The 23,773-nt window shown below is 60.9% G+C and carries 15 protein-coding genes; 6 read left to right on the plus strand and 9 right to left on the minus strand.

Annotated elements, in window-relative coordinates; all coding sequences use genetic code 11:
• Position 1: 1 nt before the first annotated feature.
• On the minus strand, positions 2 to 1,036 hold the full coding sequence (locus LOY31_RS23345) for an alpha/beta fold hydrolase (RefSeq protein WP_085606772.1): 1,035 nt from the start codon (positions 1,034 to 1,036) through the stop codon (positions 2 to 4).
• A 246-nt stretch (positions 1,037 to 1,282) separates the two neighbouring features.
• Between LOY31_RS23345 and LOY31_RS23350 the strand changes: the two genes are divergently transcribed.
• The gene (locus LOY31_RS23350; RefSeq protein WP_085606774.1) at positions 1,283 to 1,783 is read left to right on the plus strand and encodes a hypothetical protein; all 501 of its coding nucleotides are present in this window, start codon (positions 1,283 to 1,285) and stop codon (positions 1,781 to 1,783) included.
• A 64-nt stretch (positions 1,784 to 1,847) separates the two neighbouring features.
• Here LOY31_RS23350 and metE read toward each other — a convergent pair whose 3' ends face one another.
• Positions 1,848 to 4,160, minus strand: a complete 2,313-nt coding sequence (gene metE, locus LOY31_RS23355; protein ID WP_258712262.1) for a 5-methyltetrahydropteroyltriglutamate--homocysteine S-methyltransferase — start codon at positions 4,158 to 4,160, stop codon at positions 1,848 to 1,850.
• Positions 4,161 to 4,271: 111 nt separating this feature from the next.
• Between metE and metR the strand changes: the two genes are divergently transcribed.
• A complete protein-coding gene (gene metR / locus LOY31_RS23360) occupies positions 4,272 to 5,189 on the plus strand; it encodes a transcriptional regulator MetR (protein ID WP_007953158.1) in 918 nt (305 codons plus the stop codon).
• Here metR and LOY31_RS23365 read toward each other — a convergent pair.
• The 5 genes from LOY31_RS23365 to LOY31_RS23385 all read right to left on the minus strand — a co-directional run bounded on the left by LOY31_RS23365 (position 5,173) and on the right by LOY31_RS23385 (position 9,214).
• Positions 5,173 to 5,703 carry a GNAT family N-acetyltransferase gene (locus tag LOY31_RS23365; RefSeq protein ID WP_221533544.1) on the minus strand — a complete coding sequence of 177 codons (531 nt, stop codon included), beginning with the start codon at positions 5,701 to 5,703 and terminating at the stop codon, positions 5,173 to 5,175. The two genes, metR and LOY31_RS23365, sit on opposite strands and share 17 nt — an antisense overlap.
• A 1-nt stretch (position 5,704) precedes the next feature.
• A complete protein-coding gene (locus LOY31_RS23370; protein ID WP_007953155.1) occupies positions 5,705 to 6,343 on the minus strand; it encodes a LysE family translocator in 639 nt (212 codons plus the stop codon).
• Positions 6,344 to 6,366: 23 nt separating this feature from the next.
• Positions 6,367 to 6,792 carry an NUDIX domain-containing protein gene (locus LOY31_RS23375; RefSeq protein ID WP_221533543.1) on the minus strand — a complete coding sequence of 142 codons (426 nt, stop codon included), beginning with the start codon at positions 6,790 to 6,792 and terminating at the stop codon, positions 6,367 to 6,369.
• Between the two features lie 76 nt (positions 6,793 to 6,868).
• Complete coding sequence (locus LOY31_RS23380; protein WP_221533542.1) at positions 6,869 to 8,194, minus strand: APC family permease; 1,326 nt, start codon at positions 8,192 to 8,194, stop codon at positions 6,869 to 6,871.
• Positions 8,195 to 8,398: 204 nt separating this feature from the next.
• Positions 8,399 to 9,214, minus strand: coding sequence for a carbon-nitrogen hydrolase family protein (locus tag LOY31_RS23385; protein WP_221533541.1), 816 nt, complete (start codon positions 9,212 to 9,214; stop codon positions 8,399 to 8,401).
• Positions 9,215 to 9,339: 125 nt separating this feature from the next.
• On the opposite strand from LOY31_RS23385, the gene LOY31_RS23390 reads away from it, so the two are divergent.
• Positions 9,340 to 10,140 (plus strand): LuxR C-terminal-related transcriptional regulator, encoded by an 801-nt coding sequence (locus LOY31_RS23390; protein WP_011335770.1) that lies wholly within the window; start codon positions 9,340 to 9,342, stop codon positions 10,138 to 10,140.
• A gap of 36 nt (positions 10,141 to 10,176) precedes the next feature.
• Complete coding sequence (locus LOY31_RS23395; RefSeq protein ID WP_258712263.1) at positions 10,177 to 11,796, plus strand: FMN-binding glutamate synthase family protein; 1,620 nt, start codon at positions 10,177 to 10,179, stop codon at positions 11,794 to 11,796.
• 11 nt (positions 11,797 to 11,807) lie between these two features.
• Here the strand turns inward: LOY31_RS23395 and LOY31_RS23400 are convergent, their stop codons facing one another.
• On the minus strand, positions 11,808 to 13,313 hold the full coding sequence (locus LOY31_RS23400; RefSeq protein WP_221533540.1) for a glucosyltransferase domain-containing protein: 1,506 nt from the start codon (positions 13,311 to 13,313) through the stop codon (positions 11,808 to 11,810).
• A 170-nt stretch (positions 13,314 to 13,483) separates the two neighbouring features.
• On the minus strand, positions 13,484 to 14,905 hold the full coding sequence (locus tag LOY31_RS23405) for an amino acid permease (RefSeq protein ID WP_115079077.1): 1,422 nt from the start codon (positions 14,903 to 14,905) through the stop codon (positions 13,484 to 13,486).
• Positions 14,906 to 15,403: 498 nt separating this feature from the next.
• On the opposite strand from LOY31_RS23405, the gene LOY31_RS23410 reads away from it, so the two are divergent.
• Together LOY31_RS23410 and LOY31_RS23415 are read left to right on the plus strand one after the other, a co-directional pair.
• Positions 15,404 to 18,529: a transglycosylase domain-containing protein gene (locus LOY31_RS23410; protein ID WP_221533539.1), complete on the plus strand. Its 3,126-nt coding sequence runs from the start codon at positions 15,404 to 15,406 to the stop codon at positions 18,527 to 18,529.
• Positions 18,530 to 18,635: 106 nt separating this feature from the next.
• Positions 18,636 to 23,732 (plus strand): NEL-type E3 ubiquitin ligase domain-containing protein, encoded by a 5,097-nt coding sequence (locus tag LOY31_RS23415; protein ID WP_309475624.1) that lies wholly within the window; start codon positions 18,636 to 18,638, stop codon positions 23,730 to 23,732.
• Positions 23,733 to 23,773: the final 41 nt, after the last annotated feature.

Consider the following 23,773-nt stretch of genomic DNA (forward strand, 5'->3'; position numbering starts at 1 on the left):
GTCAGAGCAGGTTGTGTTCCGCCACCGGTTCGATCTGCGCCCAGTGCGACGTGTCTTCGCGATGCTCGCGCAGGTACGGCAACACCGCCGCCAGCAACGGCTCCTTGAATGCCTCCTGAAAGCGGTGCGCCAGCCCCGGAATCAGCCGCAGCTGACTGCCGCGAATGTGCGCCGCCAGGTGCACGCCGTGCATCACCGGCAATAACGGATCGGCCGTGCCATGCACCACCAGCGTCGGGACGCGCAGTTGATTGAGCAACGCCACCCGGCTCGGTTCGGCGAGGATCGCCATGATCTGGCGCTTCACGCCTTCGGGATTGAACGCCCGGTCATAGGACAGCGCCGCTTGATGCAGCAATGCCTGCCGATCATCGCTGACTGAAGGGCTGCCCAACGCTGCAAGCAGATCAGCCTGTTGCTCCAGCGCGATCTGGCGATTGGGAGCGCCACGCCGTGACAACAATTGCACCAACGCCGCACTCGGCGCCGGCAGGCCTTCGGCGCCGGAGCTGGTCATGATCAGCGTCAGGCTCTCGACCCGTTGCGGCGCCATCGCCGCCATGTGCTGGGCGATCATCCCGCCCATGCTCGCGCCGAGCACGTGGAATTGCTCGACGTGCAACGCGTCCATCAGGCCCAGCGCATCGTCGGCCATGTCGGTCAGGCTGTAAGGCGCCGCCACCGGCAGGCCGAGTTTGTAGCGCAGCACCTCAAAGGTCAGGTTGGCTTCCACCGGCGTCTGGCGCCAGGTCGACAGACCGACATCGCGGTTGTCATAACGGATCACCCGAAAACCCTGCTGACACAGCGCAACCACCACTTCGTCCGGCCAGTGGATCAACTGCCCGCCCAGGCCCATCACCAGCAACAGCGCCGGATCCGACGCACGGCCGATGCTCTGGTACGCCAGGCTCACCTGCTCCAGATCGACCCGCTCGGTCGGTACATTGACGTCGCAACGCGACGCCGCATAAGACGCCGGAACGAAAAAAACCGCGGCCAACAGCGCCGCGATTGCAAAAAATCCCTTGAACATGAAAAACACCGAAACGCAGAACCCCAGTAGAGCGCGAGTCTGATGAAGTTTGTTCAAGCGCGCTGCCACAGTTCGATGACAGTTTGATGAAGAGTGCCGAGCGGTCGAATCGGCGAAAGTACAGCAGTTGCTTGCGCCACCTGCCATTTGTCGGGACTGTCAGATCTGACAGTCGTTAAAAAGCTGCCTTCAGCACAGCATGCATTGACGGCCGACAGGCGGCCATCAATGCATCAGGGAGGCAATATGAGCACTAACCTCGTGCCAAACGGCGATTTCGAATCAGGTAAATTTGCGCCATGGATCGCACAGACTCTTCAGGGCAAAGCCAACGTAGTCAATCACAACTTCAGTTTCCAGGCGCAACTGCAGCCTGGAGTGGATAACGGCATCTTGCTCTATACCCAGTTCAATGCTCCCTCCGGGTCATTTGTCCTGAGTTTCACTGCGTCCGCTCCCACCGCTCAGTACTTCCTGCCTCCATTTGATTACGTTACGCACGCGTTTTTTGTTTTCATCATCTCGGGCTTCGACAATGGCGGCGAAATAGTCCAGACGGATTTTGGTCTGGCGCCACTGCAACCCACGGAGAAAGTCTTTAACTACAGCGGCAACATGCCGGCCAGCACTGCAAGGGTCGAAGTTCGATTCTCGGGCCCCTCCGATCCTTACAAGAACAAGGGTTCGCTTTACATCGACAATGTGAATTACGCACCGGGGCAGACTCTCCCCCAACGCTGGAGTTGAACGAAAAAAACCGCTGAATGCAGAGCCTCAGCGGTTTTTTCGGTGTATGCCGGTTTTCGACGTATTACGCCAACTGACTGCGCAACTGCCGCGCCGCCGCGACCATGTTCACCAGCGCCGCCTCGGTCTCCGGCCACGCGCGGGTCTTCAGGCCGCAATCGGGGTTGACCCACAGGCGCTGCGCCGGGATGCGCTTCACGGCTTTGCTCATCAACTTGACCATCTCGGCGGTGTCCGGCACGCGCGGCGAGTGGATGTCGTAGACGCCCGGGCCGATGTCGTTCGGGTAGTCGAACGCTTCGAAGGCTTCGAGCAATTCCATGTCCGAGCGCGAGGTTTCGATGGTGATGACGTCGGCGTCCATGTCGGCGATCGCCTTGATCACGTCATTGAATTCGCTGTAGCACATGTGGGTGTGGATCTGGGTTTCATCTTTCACGCCCGAGGCTGTCAGGCGGAACGCTTCCACCGCCCAGTCGAGGTATTCCTGCCATTGTTCACGGCGCAATGGCAGGCCTTCGCGGAACGCCGCCTCGTCGATCTGCACGATCTTGATTCCGGCGTTTTCCAGATCCACCACTTCGTCACGCAGGGCCAGCGCCAGTTGTTGCGCCTGGACTTTGCGCGACACGTCTTCACGGGGGAACGACCACATCAGCATGGTCACCGGACCGGTCAGCATGCCTTTCATGACCTTGTCGGTCAGGCTCTGAGCGTAGGTGATCCAGTCCACGGTCATGGCGTTCGGACGGGACAGATCGCCATAAATCACCGCCGGTTTCACGCAGCGGGAGCCGTAGCTCTGCACCCAGCCGAAACGGGTAAACAGATAACCGTCGAGCTGTTCGGCGAAGTACTCGACCATGTCGTTGCGCTCGGCTTCACCGTGCACCAGCACATCGAGGCCCAGACGTTCCTGGACTTGCACCGCGTGGCGGATTTCGCTGCGCATGGCGTCGTGGTAATCGTTGGCCGACAGTTTGCCCTGCTTGAACGCCTGACGGGCCAGACGAATCGAGCCGGTCTGCGGGAACGAACCGATGGTGGTGGTCGGGAACGTCGGCAATTTCAGACGCGCCTGCTGTGCGGCGATGCGTTTGGCGAACGGCGAATGGCGCTGGCTGTCGCTGGCGTTGATCGCCTCGATCCGCGCCTGCACCTCGGCTTTGTGAATGCGTGGCGAACGAGTGCGGCTCTCTTGAATCGCGCGGCTTTCGGCCAGTGCGCTTTGCACTTTTGGCGCTTGCGGATCGTTCAGCGCATCACGCAGCACGGAGATTTCGGCACACTTCTGCACGGCGAATGCCAGCCAGCTTTTCAGTTCCGGATCGAGCTTGTCTTCACGCTCGACATCCACCGGGCTGTGCAGCAACGAGCAGGAACTGCTGACCCACAGGTTGTCGCCAAAACGCTCCTGGGCCGGTTGCAGTTGTGCCAGCGCCTGCTCCAGTTCGCAGCGCCAGACATTGCGCCCGTTGACCAGACCGACCGACAGAATCTTGTAGGTCGGCAAGCGATCAAGTACCTGACCGAGCTGATCCGGCGCACGCACCGCATCGATGTGCAGGCCTTGCACCGGCAGGCCGACGGCCAGACCGAGGTTATCTTGCAGACCGCTGAAATAGGTCGCCACCAGTTTCTTCAGCGGCGAGTACTGAAGGATGTGATAGGCGCGTTCGAAGGCGCTTTTCCAGGCTTGCGGGAGGTCGAGGGTGAGGATCGGTTCGTCGATCTGCACCCACTCCACACCCTGTGCGGCGAGGCGACCAAGGATTTCGTTGTACACCGGCAGCAGGCGCTCAAGCAGATCAAGCTTGTCGAAGTCGTTGCCTTTCGCCTTGCCCAGCCACAGGTAAGTCAGCGGGCCGATGATCACCGGTTTGACGTTGTGACCGAGGGCTTTGGCTTCTTCGACTTCATCGAACAACTGCTCCCAGCTCAGCTTGAATTGCTGGTCTGCGCTGAATTCCGGGACCAGGTAGTGGTAGTTGGTATCGAACCACTTGGTCAGCTCTTGTGCGTACTGAGTCTTGCCGTGCTCGCCGCCACAGCAGGACGACGTGGCGCCACGGGCCATGGCGAACAGGGTGTCGAGGGTCGGCAGGCCGCGCTCGTCACGCACACCGTCGAAGCGCTCGGGGATCACACCGAAGGTCAGCGAGTGGGTCAGCACCTGGTCGTACCAGGCGAAGTCGCCGACCGGCAGCAGGTCGATGCCGGCATCCTTCTGCAGTTGCCAGTGCTTGGCGCGCAGCTCGCGGCCGACCTGATTCAGAGCGGCCTGATCGAGATCGCCTTTCCAACAGGCTTCGAGGGCTTTTTTCAGTTCACGGTCGGCGCCGATGCGCGGGAAACCAAGGGTGTGGGCCACGGCCATGTCGAGTGTTCTCCATTGCGTAAAAGATGGCGCCATTGTCGACAGCCAGGGCAACATGAGACAAACTCAACCTTTTCGTGTTGATCACAAATTTTCCTCATGGAGCCTGCAGTGCTTGAAATCCGTCACCTGAAAACCCTGCATGCCCTGCGCGAAGCCGACAGCCTGGTCGATGCAGCCGACCGCCTGCATCTGACCCAGTCGGCGCTGTCCCACCAGTTCAAGGAACTGGAAGAGCGCATGGGCATGCCGTTGTTCGTGCGCAAGACCAAACCGGTGCGCTTCACCAGCGCCGGCCTGCGCCTGCTGCAACTGGCCGACGCGACCCTGCCGCTGCTGCGCGCCGCCGAGCGTGATATCGGGCGTCTGGCCGGTGGCACCGCCGGGCGTCTGCACATGGCCATCGAATGCCACAGCTGCTTCCAGTGGCTGATGCCGACCATCGACCAATTCCGCGATGCGTGGCCGGAAGTCGAACTCGACCTCGCTTCGGGTTTCTCGTTTGCCCCGCTGCCGGCGCTGGCCCGGGGTGATCTGGATCTGGTGGTGACGTCCGACCCGCTGGAAATCGCCGGCATCACCTACGTGCCGCTGTTCACCTACGAAGCCATGCTCGCGGTCGCCAATCAGCACGCGCTGGCAAGCAAACCGTACATCGTTCCCGAAGACCTGCTGACCGAAACCCTGATCACCTACCCGGTCGAACGCGATCGGCTGGACATCTTCACCCGCTTCCTCGAACCGGCCGACATCGAACCGGCGCAGGTACGCACCTCAGAGCTGACGGTGATGATGATGCAACTGGTGGCCAGCGGCCGTGGCGTGTGCGGCATGCCGCACTGGGCGCTGCATGAATACAGCTCGCGCGGTTACGTGAAGGGCAAGCGGCTGGGTGAGAAAGGTCTGTTTGCGACGCTGTACGCGGCAATCCGCGCCGACATGCTGGACGCGCCGTACATGCGCGACTTCCTGCTGACGGCCAAGGACACTTCGTTCTCGACGCTGGATGGGGTCAGCGCGGTTCGTTGAGGCTGGCGGTTGGCACGAAAGGCGGGCACCACATATGGATCTTGTCGAAATAGTCCTCGCCGACCCGCACCGCCATCGGCTCCAGGCCGAACTGAATGAAGCCGCAGCGCTGGTACAGATGAAACGCCGCGTCATTGCCGGCGGTGACGGTCAATTGAATGACTTTCAGCGCCGGATGCTGCTGCGCTTCACCCAGCACCGCCTCCATCAATTTCAGCCCCAGCCCGCGCTGGCGAAACTCCGCCGACACATACATGCCGAATACCGTTGCCTTGTGCTGGGCCTTTTCCCGAGGCTCGAACGCCAGGCCGACGATGCCCGCCAGCCGGCCGTCTTCGAACGCGCCGAACACCGCGTCGAGCTTGCTGGTCAGGCGTGACTCCCACCAGCTCAGCGGCATCACTGCGCGCTCGCGCACGCTGGAGGTGAACGCCTGCGGATGCCGGTCATAGGCTTCCAGCATCAATTCGCGATAGGCCAGCGCATGACTGGCGTCCAGCCGTTCGATCCACATGTCAGGCAGCCTTGCGTTGTTCAAGCATCAGCCGCACGGCCAGACCGCCCAGCACGAAGCCCATGAAATAACGCTGCGCTGCCAGCCAGGTGGGGTTGTTGACGAACCACGACGCGATGCCAGCGGCGAACAGCGCGATCAACAGGTTGACGCAGAAGCTGACGCTGATCTGGGTCAGGCCCAGGATGATGCTCTGGGTGAACACCGAGCCGTGCTCTGGCGAAATGAATTGCGGAAATACCGAGAGGTAAAACACCGCGATTTTCGGGTTCAGCGCGCTGGTGAGAAAACCCATGGTGACCAGTTTGCGCGAAGAATCCGCCGGCAATTGTTGCGCCTCGAACGGCGAACGGGCGCCGGGTTTCACCGCCTGCCAGGCCAGCCAGAGCAGGTACAGCGCACCGGCCCACTTCAACACTTCATAGGCCATCGGCACCGCGAGAAACACCGCGGTCAAACCGGCGGCCGCCGCGAACAGGTGCACGAAGAACCCCGCCACCACGCCGAGCAGCGAGGTCACCCCGGCGCGGCGTCCCTGGCAGATCGACCGCGAGATCAGGTAGATCATGTTCGGCCCCGGCGTCAGCACCATCAGCAGTGCGGCGGCGGCAAAAATCAGCAGGTCTGGAAGCGGGATCATGACGAAGTCCTTTGCACGAATGATCAGGCGAACGCGGTCAGCGAGGCTCGATAAAACGGCAGGATCAGGTCGCGTGTCAATGGGGCGAGAACCACATCGCCGTCGGTAGCCGGGTCGATCCAGATCACCTCCTCGATCTCGGCAGCCGGGGATACTTCGGTGTCGATGGTCAGCTGAAAGATCTCGGCCTGCACGACGAATCCCGGCTCGTTGGCGGCGGGTGCCGAGAACTGGCCGAGAAAGCTCGCCTGCGCCGGATCGATCACCAGCCCCAGCTCTTCTTCCAGCTCACGGGCCAATGCATGCACCGGCAGTTCATGAGGTTCGATCTTGCCGCCCGGTTGCATGAACGCCGTAGTGCCGCGCTTGCGCACCAGCAGGGTCTGGCCGTCGGGGTTGAGCAGCAGCGCGGCGGCGATGCGGATCGTGGAGTTATTTGCGGTCGACATGAACGGAAAGCCTTTGACTCAAAAAACGGCAAGCATCACACGCCTGCCATTTGTGAGCAAAGACTCTGCCGGAACCTCAGGTCGCTTCCTGGAAATCCATCTCCGGCGGCTGCCGGCGGAAACCACCCGTGAGCACCGCCAGGTACACCACGCCAATCGCCAGCCAGCTCAGGCCCAGATACACCGCCAGGTGATCGAGGCTGACCATCAGCCACAAGTCCGCTGCCAGGCCGATGAACGGAAAGATCAGGAACAGGATCAACTCGCGCAGGCCCTTTTTCTCGCCGCCGATCCAGTAGTGAAAAATCACCGACAGGTTGACCAGGCTGAACGCCAGGAATGCGCCGAAGTTGATGAACGAGGTCGAGGTGGTCACGTCGAGTTTCAGCGCCAGCAAAGCCACCACTGCACACAGCAGGATGCTGTTGACCGGCGTACCGAAGCGCTCGTGCAAGGTGCCGAAAAACGACTTGGGCAGCACACCGTCACGGCCCATCGCAAACAACAGCCGCGAACCGCTGGCCTGCGCCGACAGGCCCGAGGCGAACTGACCGACGATCAGGCCGATCAGGAAGATCGACACGAACAGATCGCCGCCGATGTTGCGCGCAATTTCGTAGGCCGCCGAATCGACGCTGTCGAACTGGAACGACGGATGGGCGATCTGCACGAAGTACGAGACACCGACAAAAATCAGCCCGCCGATCAGGGTGATCAGCATGATTGCCCGAGGGATGGTGCGACGTGGATCGCGGGTTTCTTCGGTGAGGGTGCTGACCGCATCGAAACCGAGGAACGAGTAGCAGGCAATCGCGGCGCCGCTCATGATCAGCGGCATCTGCATGTCGCCGTTGAAGAACGGTTTGATCGACCACAACGGCGTGCTGGCGTCACCGCCAACGTAATGCACGCACAGTGCGACGAAGGCGATCAGCACCAGAAACTGCACCAGCATCAGCAAGGCGTTGATGCCGTTGGCCAGTTTCAGGCCGATGATGTTGATCGCGCTGGTGATACCGATGAACGCCAGCACCCAGATCCACTGCGGGATCGACGGGAAGGCCGAAGCCAGATACGCGGCGCCGATCAGCCAGATCGCCATCGGCAGAAACAGATAATCGAGCAGCACCGCCCAACCGGCGATGAAGCCAAGTTTCGGGCTGATGGCCTTGCGCACGTAGCTGTAGGCCGAGCCGGCTACCGGGAACGCGGCGGCCATGCGCCCGTAGCTCATGGCGGTGAAGAACATCGCCACCAATGCCGCCAGATACGCGGCGGGCACCATGCCGGCGGTGGACTGGGCGAGGATGCCGAACGTGCCGAGGACAATGATCGGCGTCATGTAGGCGATGCCGAACAGCACCACCGACCCTAGCGAAAGGGTGCGTTGCAAACGAGCCATGGGCGACTTACTCCGGATTTTATTGGATTTATGGCAGAGGCCGAGTTCGGCGAATGTTTCGGGTGTTGCTGATCGTTCCCACGTCGAGGCGTCGAACCGTCCGCGTGGGAATGCCTCAATGGACGCTCTGCGTCCGCTCTTGGGACGCAGAGCGTCCCGGGCTGCATTCCCACGCAGAGCGTGGGAACGATCGGGTACAACGGGTCAAGGGATCAGCAGCTCACGTACTCCCGAGGCGTGTTCAACCACCTCCCCCGGCAACCTCAACCGCTGATCATCCAGATACCGATAATCCTTGCGCGCCAGCTCCAGCTGAGCGAAATCCAGCTCGACGCTGAACCGTCCTTCCTCACGCCCGGCCTCGAACAGCACCGTGCCCAGCGGATCCACCAGCGCACTGCCACCGGCAAACATCAACCCGTCATCCCCGGCTTCCACACGGTTGACCATCAGCGCAAACGCCTGGTTTTCCTGGGCCCGGGCCATGATCGCGGTGCGGTGGGTCGGCCCGTACGGGTCCATGTTGCCGTTGGTGACGATCAGCAATTCAGCACCCAGTTGCGCCAGGGCGCGGGCCGATTCCGGGAACTCGATGTCGTAGCAGATCAGCAGACCGACCCGCACACCGTTCCACAAACAGGTGGCGTAACGGTCACCGGCCTCGAACACACCGCGATCCGAGGCCCAGAGATGGGTCTTGCGGTATTTCAGGGCGATGCCTTCGGGAGTGATCAGTAGCGTGGTGTTGTAGAAGCGGCCGTTGTCGTTCTCGGCCATGCCGATCACCACGGCGAGGTTGCGTTCGCGGGCGGCGGCCTGCACGGCGCTGACGGTGGGGCCGTCCAGCGGTTCGGCGATCTGCGCCACGGTGTCGGCGGTCGGGAAGCCCATCAGGTGGGTCTCGGGGAACACGATCAATTGCGTGTCGGCGGCGCAGGCCGCAATCGCCGCGAGGGCGCGTTCGAGGTTGTACGCCGTGTCTTTGTCACGGCCCGCCAGTTGGGCGAGTTCGACTTTCATGGGTATTCCTTGTTATGAGCACCGGGCGCCGAAAGATTGCCCGGCGGCTGTCTGTGGGCCAGTATGCTTCGCATTCGACCGGCCAGGGAATTACGCGGCCGGGGTAACCCAATAGGGGTAGAGGCATGACTCTTTCGTTTGACGACATCACCTGGCACCGCGCCGTCGGCCAGTTGATCGACGCCCTCGACAAGCCGAATTTCTGGGCGCAACTGGTGCGCCTGCTCGACCAGTACGTGCCGTTCGATAGCTGGGTGGCGTTGCTGTTCAGCGCCGACCGCCACCCGCAGGTGTTCGCCGAATGCCCCGGCGCCGACGGCAGTCCCGATCAGCTGTTTCAGGATTATCTGCGCGGTCTGTACCTGCTCGACCCGTTCTATATCGCCTGCCGCGAGCAGTCGCGCACCGGGTTGTATCGCCTGTCGGAGGTCGCGCCGGAGCACTTCGAACTGACCGAGTATTACCAGCGATACTTTCGTCTGAATGTGGTGGCCGACGAAATCCAGTTCAATTGCCAGCTCGAAGGCGACCGCACGCTGTGCCTGTCGCTGGGCAGCCAGCAACGCTTCACCGGCGAGCAGATTGCCCTGCTGTCGCTGATCCAGCCGTGGGTGCTCGGCCTGTTGCGCCAGCGCCTGCCCTATGAAATCAACGAAACCGTGGCCCTCGCCCCGGCGCCTGCGCAACCGGACTGGCGGGTGCAGCTCGAAGCGTCGGTGCAGCAGCTCAAGGGCGCACAACTGACCGCCCGGGAACTGGACGTCGGGCGCCTGATGCTCAGCGGTTGCTCCAGTAAAGAAATCGCCCGTAAGCTGGAAATCTCTGTTGAAACCGTGAAAGTCCATAAGAAACACATGTACAGCAAGCTGGGGATCAAATCCCAGTCGGAGCTGTTTTCGATCTTTCTGCAGGCGCAGAACGCCTGACTGCCGCAAAAAAACCGTCCGAACCAAGGAAACCGTATGAGCCTGTCACTCCTGAGCCGCTACGCCTTCTTTGCCGTCTGCGTGATTTTCACCCTCGCCAGCCTGCCCTTTCTCGAACACGACTGGCTGTGGCCGATCACCGCCGTTACCGGCGTATTGAGCCTGATCGGCCTGTTCGACCTGATGCAGAGCCCGCACGCGGTGCGTCGCAATTATCCGATCCTGGGCAACATCCGTTATCTGGTGGAGGGCATCCGCCCGGAAATCCGCCAGTACCTGCTGGAATCCGACAGCGACGCCCTGCCCTTCTCCCGCGCTCAGCGTTCGCTGGTGTACTCGCGGGCCAAGAACGAAACCGCCGACAAGCCGTTCGGCACCCTGATCGACGTCTATCAATCCGGCTTCGAATTCATCGGCCACTCGATGCGCCCGGCGCCGCTAAGCGACCCGAACAGTTTTCGTGTCACCGTCGGTGGCCCGCAGTGCACCCAGCCGTATTCGGCGTCGGTGTTCAACATCTCGGCCATGAGTTTTGGCTCGCTCAGCGCCAACGCGATCCGCGCACTCAACCAGGGCGCCAAACTCGGCAACTTCGCCCACGACACCGGCGAAGGCAGCATCAGCCCCTATCACCGCGAACACGGCGGCGACCTGACCTGGGAACTGGGCAGCGGCTATTTCGGCTGCCGCACCAGCGACGGCCGTTTCGACCCGGAACGCTTCGCCGCCCAGGCGCAGACCCCGCAAGTGCGGATGATCGAAATCAAGATGAGCCAGGGCGCCAAACCCGGCCACGGCGGGATTCTGCCCAAGCACAAGGTCACCCAGGAAATCGCCGATACGCGTGGAATTCTGATGGGCGAAGACTGCATCTCGCCGTCGCGCCACAGCGCGTTCTCCACGCCGATCGAGATGATGCATTTCATCCAGCAACTGCGTGAACTGTCCGGCGGCAAACCGGTGGGCTTCAAGTTCTGCCTCGGCCATCCGTGGGAGTTCATGGGCATCGCCAAGGCCATGCTGGAAACCGGCATCCTGCCGGACTTCATCGTGGTTGACGGCAAGGAAGGCGGGACCGGCGCCGCACCGGTGGAGTTCACCGACCACATCGGCGTGCCGATGCGCGAAGGTCTGCTGTTCGTGCACAACACCCTGGTCGGCCTGAATCTGCGGGACAAGATCAAGCTCGGCGCCAGCGGCAAGATCGTCAGCGCTTTCGACATCGCCAGCGTGCTGGCCATCGGCGCCGACTGGGCCAACTCGGCGCGCGGCTTCATGTTCGCCATCGGCTGCATCCAGTCGCAAAGCTGCCACACCAACAAATGCCCGACCGGCGTCGCCACCCAGGACACCCTGCGCCAGCGCGCGCTGGTGGTGCCGGACAAGGCCCAGCGGGTCTACAACTTCCAGCGCAATACGCTCAAGGCCCTGGCGGAAATGCTCGCCGCCGCCGGCCTCGATCATCCGTCGCAACTGTCGGCCAAGCATCTGGTGCGGCGCATGTCGGCGACCGAGATCAAACTGTTCTCGCAGTTGCACGTGTTCCTGAAGCCAGGGGAATTGCTCACCGGGGAAGTGAACGGCGAGTTCTATTCGCGGATGTGGCAGATGGCGAGGGCGGACAGTTTCGAGCCGCAGGAAATCGCGGCGGCCTAGACTCTGAACGGTCACCATTGCAGCAAGCGACCGTGGGGCGGCTCCTTCATCACGATGAAGCCGTAGTCGCCAATTAGGTAGAGGCGGTAATAGAGGCTGTCCACCAAGGGTGGATAGCCCATCAGACCGACATGGGTCGCGTTGCGCCGTTCGCGCTCGGCGACCACGTTGGTGATGCCGGCCGAGGGCAGATTTTCGGCGAGCATGAAGTAATCGATGTTGAGTAGATATTGCAGCACCGGCAACTGCTTGAACGTACCCACCGCCCCCGCCAGCCAGCGGTCGGAGTACGTCACCGAGATATAAATCCGTTTGGCTTCGCGCAGTTCGCGATGAGATGAAATGTCGTGGCTCAGGCTGTAGAGCGCATTGCTGGCGAAGGTTTTTTCCATCGTCAGCACCCGGCCATAAGCGAAGGACAACGACAGCGTGGCCAGAAGCGGAATCGCCAACACCAAAGGCAACCGTTGATGCAGCGGCATCAACCCCAACCAGGCCAGATAGAACAGCAACATCAGCAGTACGCCGAACCCCATCAGGGTGCGCGCGCCTTCGTTGAAATCGCGAAACAGCAGCGTCATGCCCGGCACCAGCAGCACAATCAGCGGCAATGCCAGCAGGCTGGTGAAGCTCAGGAGCAAGCCCTTGGCGCGGGACATTTTGCGCTCGCGAATCTGCCGCCCCAATTGCACGGCGCCGAACACGGCGCACAGCACCAAAACAATAAAAACCATCGTGTAGCCGCCGTGAAACAGCAGCGCAACCTTCTCCATCACCCGACCGATATTGATGCCGATCTGCAGCAACGGATCAGCGCTTGCATTCAGCAATTGCGTGCGCCCGTGGTCAGTGAACGGATAGGCCGTGACGCTGTAAATCAGCACCGCCAGCAGCAGTTGCGCCAGCCGCCAGCCTGACAGGTGCCAGAGTTCCTCCCACGGTACTCGCCGATGAACATTCCTGAGCAATTCAAGGCAACACAGCCCGAGAAACACATTGAGGCTGATCTGATACAGCCCGATCGCCAGCGCCAGCAACACCGACGGCACCAGCCATCGCTGAATGCGTGAAGCGCCGCAAAAAGTGATCGCGTAAATCACTGCGACCAGACTCAGGGCCATGCCGGCCCCGTCGTATTGATAGGACAGGTTCTGCAGCAGAAACGGGTTGTACCAGAGCGGCAACACCACCAGACAACAGGCCAGCGTCGGTTCGGGAAAATAGTGGAAGGTCAGCCGGGTCAACGCGAACGACATGGCCACCGTGGCGAGTAACAGCGGCAGTGGGAAAATATTCGGCGCAGCGCCGGTGAAGGTCAGCGCCTGATACAGCCAGTCCATGAACAATCGCCCCTGCCCGGCCCAGGCGTTGCCGGCGGCCAGCGTGCGCCAGTTGTCGTCGATGTAGGGGAAGTCGGCGAGGATCAGCGGCAGGATATACAGCAGCGTGGCGAGCAGGAAGAACAGCACGACCTGACGACGGCCGAGTTCTTGTACGAGAAAATCGCTGGTCCTCATACCTGCGCCTCTGTTCACGGCTGCGCTGGAAACAACGTAGATAAACCTTCGAACATGACTCTGAATCAGAAGTCGATTTTTGCGGCGCTTTCAGACCAGCGGCATCAACCTCGCACCCACGAAAAAGCCCCGGACTTTCGACCGGGGCTTCAGGTTTCAGCGACAACGAATTACGAAGCCGAACGCACCGCGCCCTGGGACGCATCGCTTGGTTGCAGCTTGAACACGTAGAACAACACGGTCAGCAGCACCAGGAACGCCGGGCCTACATAAAGGGCCACGCGAGTGTCCGGGAAGTACGCCATCAGGCCGACCACCAGCACCAGGAACGCCAGCGCCAGATACGAGCTGACCGGGAACAGCCACATCTTGTATTTCAGGCCGGCCCGCTCGCTGGCGCTCAGGCCTTTGCGGAATTTCAGCTGGGCCAGCAGGATCATCACCCAGGTCCAGATCGCGCCGAAGGTGGCAATCGAGGTCACCCAGACGAAGACTTTTTCCGGCACCAGATAGTTGAGCAGCACGCCCAGCAGCAGCGCGAAGATCGACAGCAGCAATGCGCGACGCGGTACGCCGTTGCTCGACGTGCGAGCGAAACCGGCCGGCGCCTGGCCGTTCTGCGCCAGGCTGTAAAGCATGCGCCCGGTGCTGAAGATGCCACCGTTGCACGACGACAGCGCCGCAGTGATCACCACGAAGTTGATGATGCCGGCGGCGGTCTTGATGCCCAGACGTTCAAAGGTCATCACGAACGGGCTGCCCTGAGTGCCGATTTCATTCCACGGGTAGATCGACAGGATCACGAACAGCGCGCCGACGTAAAACAGCAGGATCCGCCAGAACACCGAGCCGATCGCATTCGGGATGGTCTTCTGCGGGTTCTTCGCTTCACCGGCGGTCAGGCCGATCATTTCCACGCCGAGGTAGGCGAACATCACCATTTGCAGGGACATGAGCACGCCCGTCACACCGTTGGGCATGAAGCCGCCGTGGGCCCACAGGTTGGAAATCCCCAGTGCCACACCGTCGTTGCCGAAACCGAAGGCGATGATGCCGATGCCGCCGAGCACCATGGCGATGATGGTGACGATCTTGATCAGGGCGAACCAGAACTCGAATTCACCGAACGCCTTCACCGCGATCAGGTTGATCGAGCCCATGCTGACCAGCGCCGCCAGCGCCCAGATCCAGCGCGGGACATCGGGGAACCAGATGCCCATGTACACCGCCACCGCCGTGATTTCGGCGACGCAGGTCACCAGCCACAGGAACCAGTAGTTCCAGCCGGTCAGAAAGCCCGCCAGCGGGCCGAGGTAATCCTGTGCATAACGGCTGAAGGAGCCGGCGACCGGGTTGTGTACGGCCATTTCGCCGAGGGCGCGCATGATCACCAGGATCGCCAGACCGCCGATGATGTAAGACAGCATGATCGCCGGGCCGGCCATTTCGATGGCCTTGGCCGAACCGAGAAACAGACCGACACCGATGCAGGCGCCGAGCGCCATCAGGCGAATATGCCGTTCACCGAGTTCGCGTTTGAGCGGACCGCCTTGAGCGGTTTCGCCATGGGGCGGGTGATTGCCGACTGGCATGGGGGACTTCCTCGTCTTGTTATTGGATGTGACCACCGAGTGTTCAAGCGTCGGCCGATAAGCCTGCGCCTGGGTAAAACCGGCCCTGCTTCGTGGGCAGGACCGTCGCGCAGAAGCAACCTGCGGGATCAGCGGGGCATGCAGTATAAAAAGCTTGCGACAGGTTTTTTCACTCTATAAGGCATCTGATTCAGACGTAAACCTCGCCAATCACAAGGTTTACGAGACAAACCATCCTGCATTTCGAGGATTATTCACCGCACAAATGGGCGCCGAGTATTGCACAGCAATGGTGCAACGTCATGCCGCGACCAAAGTCGCAGCGGCCTGAAGACCTCTCTGTTCCGGCCTTTTCAGGCTTTCGATCACTTGCCGGAAGGCAGCAGCCAGATTTGCAGATTTGTTCAGGGTCCCGCCTTCACAATTTTTTCACCCGCGCCAACCACCGACTAAGCTTCAGTCAAGTCCGATCAATCTGCGTGAATGGATCAATCGACTATGGGCGCTTTGTGGCAAACCGATTCGAGTGAAAAAGTGGTTCCGACTGAACGTGTGGATGAAGCGCCTGTACCTGAAAAACCCCGTCGTAACCGGCATGGGTGGAAGGCTTTCTGGCTCCTGTTGGTGATCATTGCGATTGTCGTGGGCCTGGCTGCGATGAAGGAAATGCGCACCTCGCGTTTTCAGTCCCGCGAGGTCAGCCAGTACGCCGCCAAGCTCAAGTACGAGTTGCAACCGGGACCCAGTGAAGCGATCCGCTATCCAGGCAACGGGCCGTTCGATCTGCGTCTGGGCTACAGCTCGCTGGACGAGTTCCTGCCGCGGCTGATCAAGCGCAATTATGTGATCACCGAGCAGACGCGCTTCTCCCCGGCGCTGCTCAACTACACCGACAAGGGCCTGTTCGTGCCCTACTCCGAAAAGATCCAGGCCGGGCTGTCGATCACAGATTGCCGTGCCGCGCCGCTGTATCAGTACAACTATCCGCAGCAGCTGTACGCGAGTTTCGACTCGATCCCACCGGTGGTGGTCAACAGCCTGCTGTTCATCGAAAACCGCTTTTTGCTCGACCCCAAGCAACCGATGGCCAACCCGGCGGTGGACTGGCCCCGCTTCGGCATGGCCGCGTGGTCGCAGGTCGCCAAGCTGCTGCACTTGCCGGGGCAGTCGGCCGGTGGCAGTACTTTGGCCACCCAGCTTGAGAAATACCGCCACTCGCCCGACGGGCTGACGGTGTCCGGCGCGGAGAAAATCCGCCAGATGATTTCCGCCAGCGTGCGCGCCTATCAGGGCGGCCCGGACACCTTGCCGGCGCGGCAGAACATCATTCGTGACTACCTCAACAGCGTGCCGCTGTCGGCGGTGCCGGGGCATGGCGAAGTGCACGGCATGGCCGAGGGGCTGCGGGTCTGGTATGGCGCCGATTTCAACGAGGCCAACCGCAAGCTCGCGAGTACCGCCACCGATCCGAAGACCATGGCGGACAAAGGCCTGGCCCTGCGCGAAATGCTTTCGCTGATGATCGCCCAGCGCCGTCCTTCGCATTACCTGACCAAGGGCCGCGAAGAACTGGTCGAACTGACCAACAGCCACCTGCGCCTGCTGAAACAGAACGGTGTGATCGACGCCGCCCTGGCCGATGCCGCGCTGGCCAGCACCATCAGCTATCGCGACTGGCAGACCCAACCGACCATTCAGCCGATCGAAACCAACAAGGGCATCAGTGTCGCCCGCAGCCGGTTGGCATCGATGCTCAACCGTCCGCTGTACGACCTCGACCGCCTCGACCTGTCCGCCACCAGCACCTTGCAGGGCGAGCTGCAAACCCAGGCCACCGCCTACCTGAAAAAACTGGCCGACCCGGCCTACGCGACCGAAGTCGGCCTGATGGGCGAACGCCTGCTGACGCCCACCAGCACCACTCAGGTGCGCTACAGCTTCACCTTGTTCGAGCTGACCCCGGACGGTTCGCGCGTGCGGGTGCAGACCGACAGCACCGATCAGCCGTTCGACATCAACGAAGGCAGCAAGCTGGAACTGGGCTCCACGGCGAAGATGCGGGTGCTGACCACCTACCTGCAAATCATCGCGGAGCTGCATGACAAGTACGGCGCCATGACCGTGCCGGAACTGAAGAAAGTCGACGTGCCGGATCAGGATCGCCTGAGCCAGTGGGTGATCGATTACCTGATCCAGAACAAGGATCACGACCTGTCGAAAATGCTCTCCGCCGCCCTCGACCGCAAATACTCGGCCAGCCCCGGCGAGGCGTTTTTCACCGGTGGCGGCCTGCATGTGTTCCATAACTTTCGCAAGGAAGACAACGGCCGCCTGCCGACCCTGCGCGATGCCCTGCGCGAGTCGATCAACCTGCCGTTCATTCGCCTGATGCGCGATCTGGTGCGCTACACCACCTACTCAGGCCCGAACAACAGCGCCGAGCTGCTCAAGGACGACCGCGACCCGCGCCGTCAGGAATACCTCGCCTCGTTCGCCGACCGCGAAGGCACCTCGTTCCTGCTCAAGTTCTGGAAGAAGTACCGGAACAAGGACACCCAGGCCCGGCTCGATACCTTCCTCGACAGCATGCGCCCGACCCCGATCCGCATGGCCGCCGTGCACCGTTACCTGCTGCCCAACGCCAGTCAGGAAGACTTCAATACCTTTGTGCGCTCGCACCTCAAGGGCGTAAAAATCACCGAAAAACTCACCGACGAACGCCTGGAGCGGCTCTATCTGGCCTACGGCCCCGGCACCTACGACCTGCCGGATCAGGGTTTCATCGCCAAGGTTCACCCGCTGGACCTGTGGATGATCGGCTACCTGCTCAACCACCCCGACGCGACCTTCAAGGACATCGTCAAGGCCAGCCAGTTCGAGCGTCAGGAAGTCTACAGCTGGCTGTTCAAGAGCAAGCACAAGGGCGCCCGCGACAGCCGCATTCGCACGATGCTGGAGATCGAGGCATTCCTGGAGATCCATCAGCGCTGGCAGAAAGTCGGCTATCCGTTCGATCACCTGGTGCCCTCGCTGGCCACCGCCATCGGCAGTTCCGGCGACCGCCCCGCCGCGCTGGCCGAGTTGATCGGCACCATCCTCAACGACGGTGTGCGCATGCCGACCCTGCGTATCGACAGCCTGCACTTCGCCGCCGGCACGCCTTACGAAACCAAACTGGTCAATGACCCTCACGTCGGCAAACGGGTGATGCCGTCCGAAGTCGCCACGGCGATGCGCGAAGCACTGTCGCAAGTGGTGGACTCGGGGACGGCGAAACGTGTTTCCGGCAGTTTCAAACTGAACGATGGAACACCGCTGACCATGGGCGGCAAGACCGGTACCGGCGACAACCGGATCGAGGCGATCGGCTCCGGCGGACGGATTCTCAGCTCGAAGTCGATCAACCGCACGGCGACTTTCGTGTTCTACATCGGCGACCACCATTTCGGCACGCTCACCGCGTTCGTGCCGGGGCGCTCGGCGGAGAACTTCAAGTTCACTTCCGCCCTGCCGGTACAGGTGCTCAAAGGCATGGCGCCGATTCTGATGCCGTACCTGCAACCGGGCAGTGATTCGCAGTGTCTGGCGCCGCAAGTGGCGACGGTGGCATCCGCAGCGGACTGAATTGATCCGAGGTAGTAGTTATGTGTTTTATGCATTCCAATATTCAATAAATCAGGTATTAACCCGACACTTCGGCAGCAGGCTTTTAAACTAATTAATCCGCTCATTGAACGTTAGGCTGAGAATTCTTTACTTATTCAAGGCCTGCACCATGACTGCAACATCCATATATAAAGGGCAACATTACGACTTAATTAAATCGCGCATTGATCCGGTGTTCAGCGATATGCAGTTACATCGGGCCCAGGCGCTGAGCAACACGCCTCTGCAGCTTGAATCATGGATGATCGAGACTTCGGCCAACGAGCTGGAACGAATGTCCGCCGATAACCGAAAGGCGTGGGGCGCACAGAACCGTATCGATCGCCTGCTCGGACGACTTCAGGATGTGTACGCATTCGCCGAACCCTTGCTCAAGGCAAAGCTGCTCGAACAGTTCCAGATCGATATCGACGTCAAGAACACCTACCTGAGACTGTATGCCTCGGCTCAAACGCCCTGGTATGTCCACAACTTCAGCAAAGGCTCCAAGGCCAGAACCGTTTCGATGCTTGATGCGGCATTGCATAACTTCGCACGCGACGAGCGCTATCAACACTATTCGACCTTCATTATCAAAACCGATGTCGCACGCGACTTGTTCGACCCCTCGCCGATCAACCAGAAAATAAGCGTGAGCCAGTTTCAAGCGTTGTGCCGGGAGCTGGACATTGGCGCGCTCTACAAGCGCCATCTCGAGAGCATTCTGCTGGACAAGGAACCGGTGGCCGAAACGTACCTGCGCACCCGGGTCGAGCAAAGCCTGCAAGCGACGCTCAAGGCTGCCGCGCAAATGGCCCGGCTCAAAAAAGACATTGGTCACAGTGCCCATGGGCTGATCCGCGAAGTGCTGCTTGGCCGTCAGAATCTGCTGCTGGACGGCCAGGCGATGCGGGTCTGCGACCTGGGCATGATGGACCTGACGTTCACCGGCATCCTGATCATTCGGCCGGATCCGGAACAGCCGCAACACTCGCAAAAAATGATTGCCTATGTCCCCCATGACCCGGAGCACCCGCTCAAGGAATACGCCTCGACCCTGGACTTCATGCAAGAGCTGACCCGCCAGCTGCGGACCAACCAGACATCACCTTCCTCCGGACTCAGCTACCGGCAATTCTTCAGTCAGTTTGTCGATCATGAACAGCGCGGGCATTTTTTCGCCGGGCTCGAACAACGCCTGAGCTACGTGAAATGGTATCCGCGGGAACGGGGAGATTCGCGTCCCTCCTGGCGGGAAACACCGGTGGAGAAACCGCAACTGCAATTCAGCGCACCGCCGATCAGCTCGCCGCTGTGGACGTACCTTTTTCAGCAACGACTCAACAAGATCCTCAATGACGCCCGCCAGATTGCGGTGCCGACCGCCGACGCCGACGACAATGCGCGCTGGGCGTGGTGGGAAAACGTTCTGAAGATTGCCGGCGACATTTTCAACGCCGCGTTGTTCGTCGTGATGCCGTTCGTGCCGTATGTCGGTGTTGTGATGCTGGTCTACACGGCTTTTCAGCTGACCAATGAAGTCGTCGAAGGCGCAGTGGAGCTTGGTTATAAACACTGGACCGAGGCTGCGCAGCATGTCGTCGGTGTCGTCAACGATGTGGTGCAACTGGCGGCATTTGTCGTCGGTGGCCTGGCCGCGCAAAAAATCCTCAAACTGTCGCCACGGGTCGAAAGCATGAAACCGGTGACGGGACACGACGGAAAAATCCGCTTGTGGCACACCGACCTCACGCCCTACGCACAAACAGACATTGCCCCACCGCCCGCATCGAAACCGTCCGCATCCGGGCTGTATCGCCACGCGGACAAAGTGCTGCTGCCCCTCGACGGTCGGTACTACGCGGTGAAATATGACCGCAGCAACGGTCGCCATCGTGTCCAGCATCCGACCCGCCCACAAGCTTACTCGCCACAATTGCGCCACAACGGACAGGGTGCGTGGGTGCACGAGGGGGAAACACCGCAGGACTGGCAGGGCTCGATCCTGATGCGCCGGTTGGGCCCCGGCGTTGACGGCTACAACGATAGCGAACTGGAACACCTGCGCAGCATCAGCGGCACCGCGCCAGAATCACTGCGCCGGATGTACGTGGAAAACACGCCACCCCCGGCGCTCCTGTCCGATACCCTGACGCGTTTCCGGATCTGGGACGAAACCCGCAACGTGGGCCAGTTGATTCGTTCCGGACAACCGCTGGCCCCGACTGCCTACTGGTTCAGCCGAATGGTGCCGGACATGCCCGGCTGGCCTGCCGACAAGGCGCTGAAAGTATTTGAAACCGCTGATTCGAGCGACAACTTTCACCTGTACGGCAATCCACAAGCGACAGCCGAACAGACGATGAGCATCGGCATTCCTGACCTGTTGGCCGGCGAGCTGCCGGAACGGCTGGTGGACTTTCTCGACGATGCAGACATGCAGTCCCTGCTCGGCCATCAATACCCCAAAAGCCAGCGGGCACAGGTGTTGCGCAACCAGCTGGGGGATATCGTGGAAACCCGTACGCCCGACATTTTCGATTACCAGTATCGGGCCGCAGATCATAGTGGCGATGCCCAGGTGCAACTGCTGCAACAGCAATTTCCACCATTGCCTTCACGGGTCGCCGAGGCGCTGCTGAAGAAAGCGACGCCGGCCGAACAGACCATCATCCGCGAAGAACAGCGCATCCCCCTGCGCCTGAAAGATCAGGCCCGGGAAAGCGCCTTTGAAATCAGTGCGGCGCGTGCCATTGAAGGTTTGTATGAACCGGCATTGCGACTGCCCGATACCGAGCGCTTGATTCTCAACGTCCTGAGACAACGCACCGATACCTTCGCCGATCTGCGCATTGAAGTACGCGAGCACTTCTATGACGGCGCGCTTCGCTGCAGTGTGGGCGACGAGCAGGCCAGTATCGTGCGCGTGCTGGTCCGGGATCAGCGTGGCCGCTATGAAGTGCGCGATGAGCGCAACGACAGTCTGCATCCTGCCGCAGACTTGTATGAAGCCATCCTGCTGGCCATGCCCGCCGATAAGCGTACCGCGCTGGGTTACCGCGCCGGCCAGGGACAATTGTTCAGACAATGGGTGCTGGTCATGACCGAGCGCCCCGCCGAGCGCAGGACGCTGCTTGCGCGTCCACCGATTCGCGCGCAGGTTCCGTTGCAAACCGAACTGCTGCTGCGCGGGCCGGGGCAATCGAAAAAAGCGTTGAGCGTGGAAGAGAAAGTCCAGAACCTCTACCCGCATTTCGACCAGGCCGAGGCGTTGGCTTTCAGTCGATCCCTGCAAGCGAACGGTGCCCCTCACTCACAGATCAAGATGCTTGAGCAGGAGATTCAACAGCTCAAGCAGACCCTGGAAACCTGGCGTCAGCGCTACCTGGCTGATTGGGATCCTGAAAACCCGGACAGCAACGTGCCACGTGCCTATTGGGACTACCAGCAAAAGGGCGGGCAGTTTCTCGCCGAACGCTTGCTGGACTGTTTCGAACGCAAGTCCGAGGTGTTCGGCGAGCGCAGTCTCAGCGTGCAGGAAGGCTATCGACTGGACCTGTCCAGCGAGTGGTTGCCCAAGGACATCGAGCGTTGGTGGCGGCAGTTGCCGGAAGAGCTGAAGCCCTGGATCGATCAGGTCACAACCCTGAACCTGGACGGATCGGTATTTTCTCAATCGCCGAACGGCCTGTTGAAAGACCTTCCCCACCTGCGCCATTTCAGCGCCCGCAACTGCGGGCTGACAGTTCTGCCGGAGCCTGTCGGCAAGATGCATTTGCTGGAAACCCTGCGCCTGAACGACAACCAGATCCGCCTGACGCCGACCACTGTCGAGCAACTGCGCAACATGACGCGCATGGAAACTCTCAGGCTCGATCACAACCCGTTGAGCCTTGCGCCGAATGTCGAACGCATGCCACGGCTCAAGGTGTTGAGCCTGATCGGCACCGGCCTCGAGAGCTGGCCACCGGGATTGTTCGAAAAATCCCGGCCACGCGGCTTCTTTCTTGATCTGGGCGCGAATGCGCTCAAGCGCATCCCGGATGTGCCGCCGGGCTCCGATAACGCGCGGCTGATCGCCCGTACCCGGGTCTACGCCAACAGGCTCTCGGACCCGGTTCGGGTCAAGTACGAACATTACCGGACTTCGGTGGGGATCCATCCACGCCTGACGTATAACAGGGCGGCGGAAGATCTGCTCGAGCGCTGGCCCGCATTCGTCGACACCTCGCTGCGCAACGAAACGGCCGGGCTCGGCACCTATCGCCCCGAGGCCTGGCACGACCTTGCCGGGGAGCCAAACGCCGACGGTTTCTTCTCGGTGATCGAAGACTTGACCCATTCGGCCGATTACATCGCTGGCGGCAAAGCCAATGATCAACTGACCGACCGCGTCTGGCGGATGATTGGCGCCATGGACATCGACACGCCGCTGCGCGAGGAGCTGTTTTTGATGTCGACCGATCCTGAAGGTTGCGAGGATGCCGGCGCGCAACTGTTCAACAACATGGGGGTCAAGGTGCTGGCTTCGGAAGCCTACTCGTACTCGACCAACCAGGCCGAGCTTGAGCGCAAGCTGGTGACACTGGCCAAAGGATCGGCGCGTCTCGGTCAGGTCACTGAAATCGCCCGGGCCGATATCAGGAACCGCACGGGCAATCCCGATGAAGTCGAAGTGCATCTGGCCTACGAAACAGGCATGGCGGCCAGACTGGAGCTGCCCTGGCAATCCGAAGGCATGAGGTATCGCCTGATCGCCGGGGTCGATGATCAGACCATTGCCAAGGCTATCGAGTCTTTGCTCAAGGCAGAAGAAGGCGATGGCCTGGTCAATCAGATGATCGAGCTACCGTTCTGGGAAAGCTATTTGCGCAAGAACTGGCCAGGAGAAATGGAAACCAACAAACAGCTGCACATGGAAAAGCTCGACGTGCTGGAAGCGCTGAAATCCGCGCAACGGGACTGGGCGCAATCAACCGACTCGTTACCTGCCGAGCGCGCATTGCGCAGGCGCACCCTCAGCGACCTGGCAAAGCGCTTGCCGATTGCCGAACAGGAGGTTTTCACCGGAATGGAAATGAGCACCGAAACCTATGACCGCCTGCTTCGTGACATCGGTTATCAGGAGAAGGAACTGCGCCGCCAGCTCACCCGGGAGGCCATCAGCAGGGCCGGAATCTGAATATCGCCCGCATGACGATCACGCCCTGAAGCCTCGCTGCA

Origin of the sequence: Pseudomonas sp. B21-021, assembly GCF_024749205.1 — a bacterium.
GTDB classification, from domain to species: Bacteria; Pseudomonadota; Gammaproteobacteria; order Pseudomonadales; family Pseudomonadaceae; genus Aquipseudomonas; species Aquipseudomonas paraglycinae.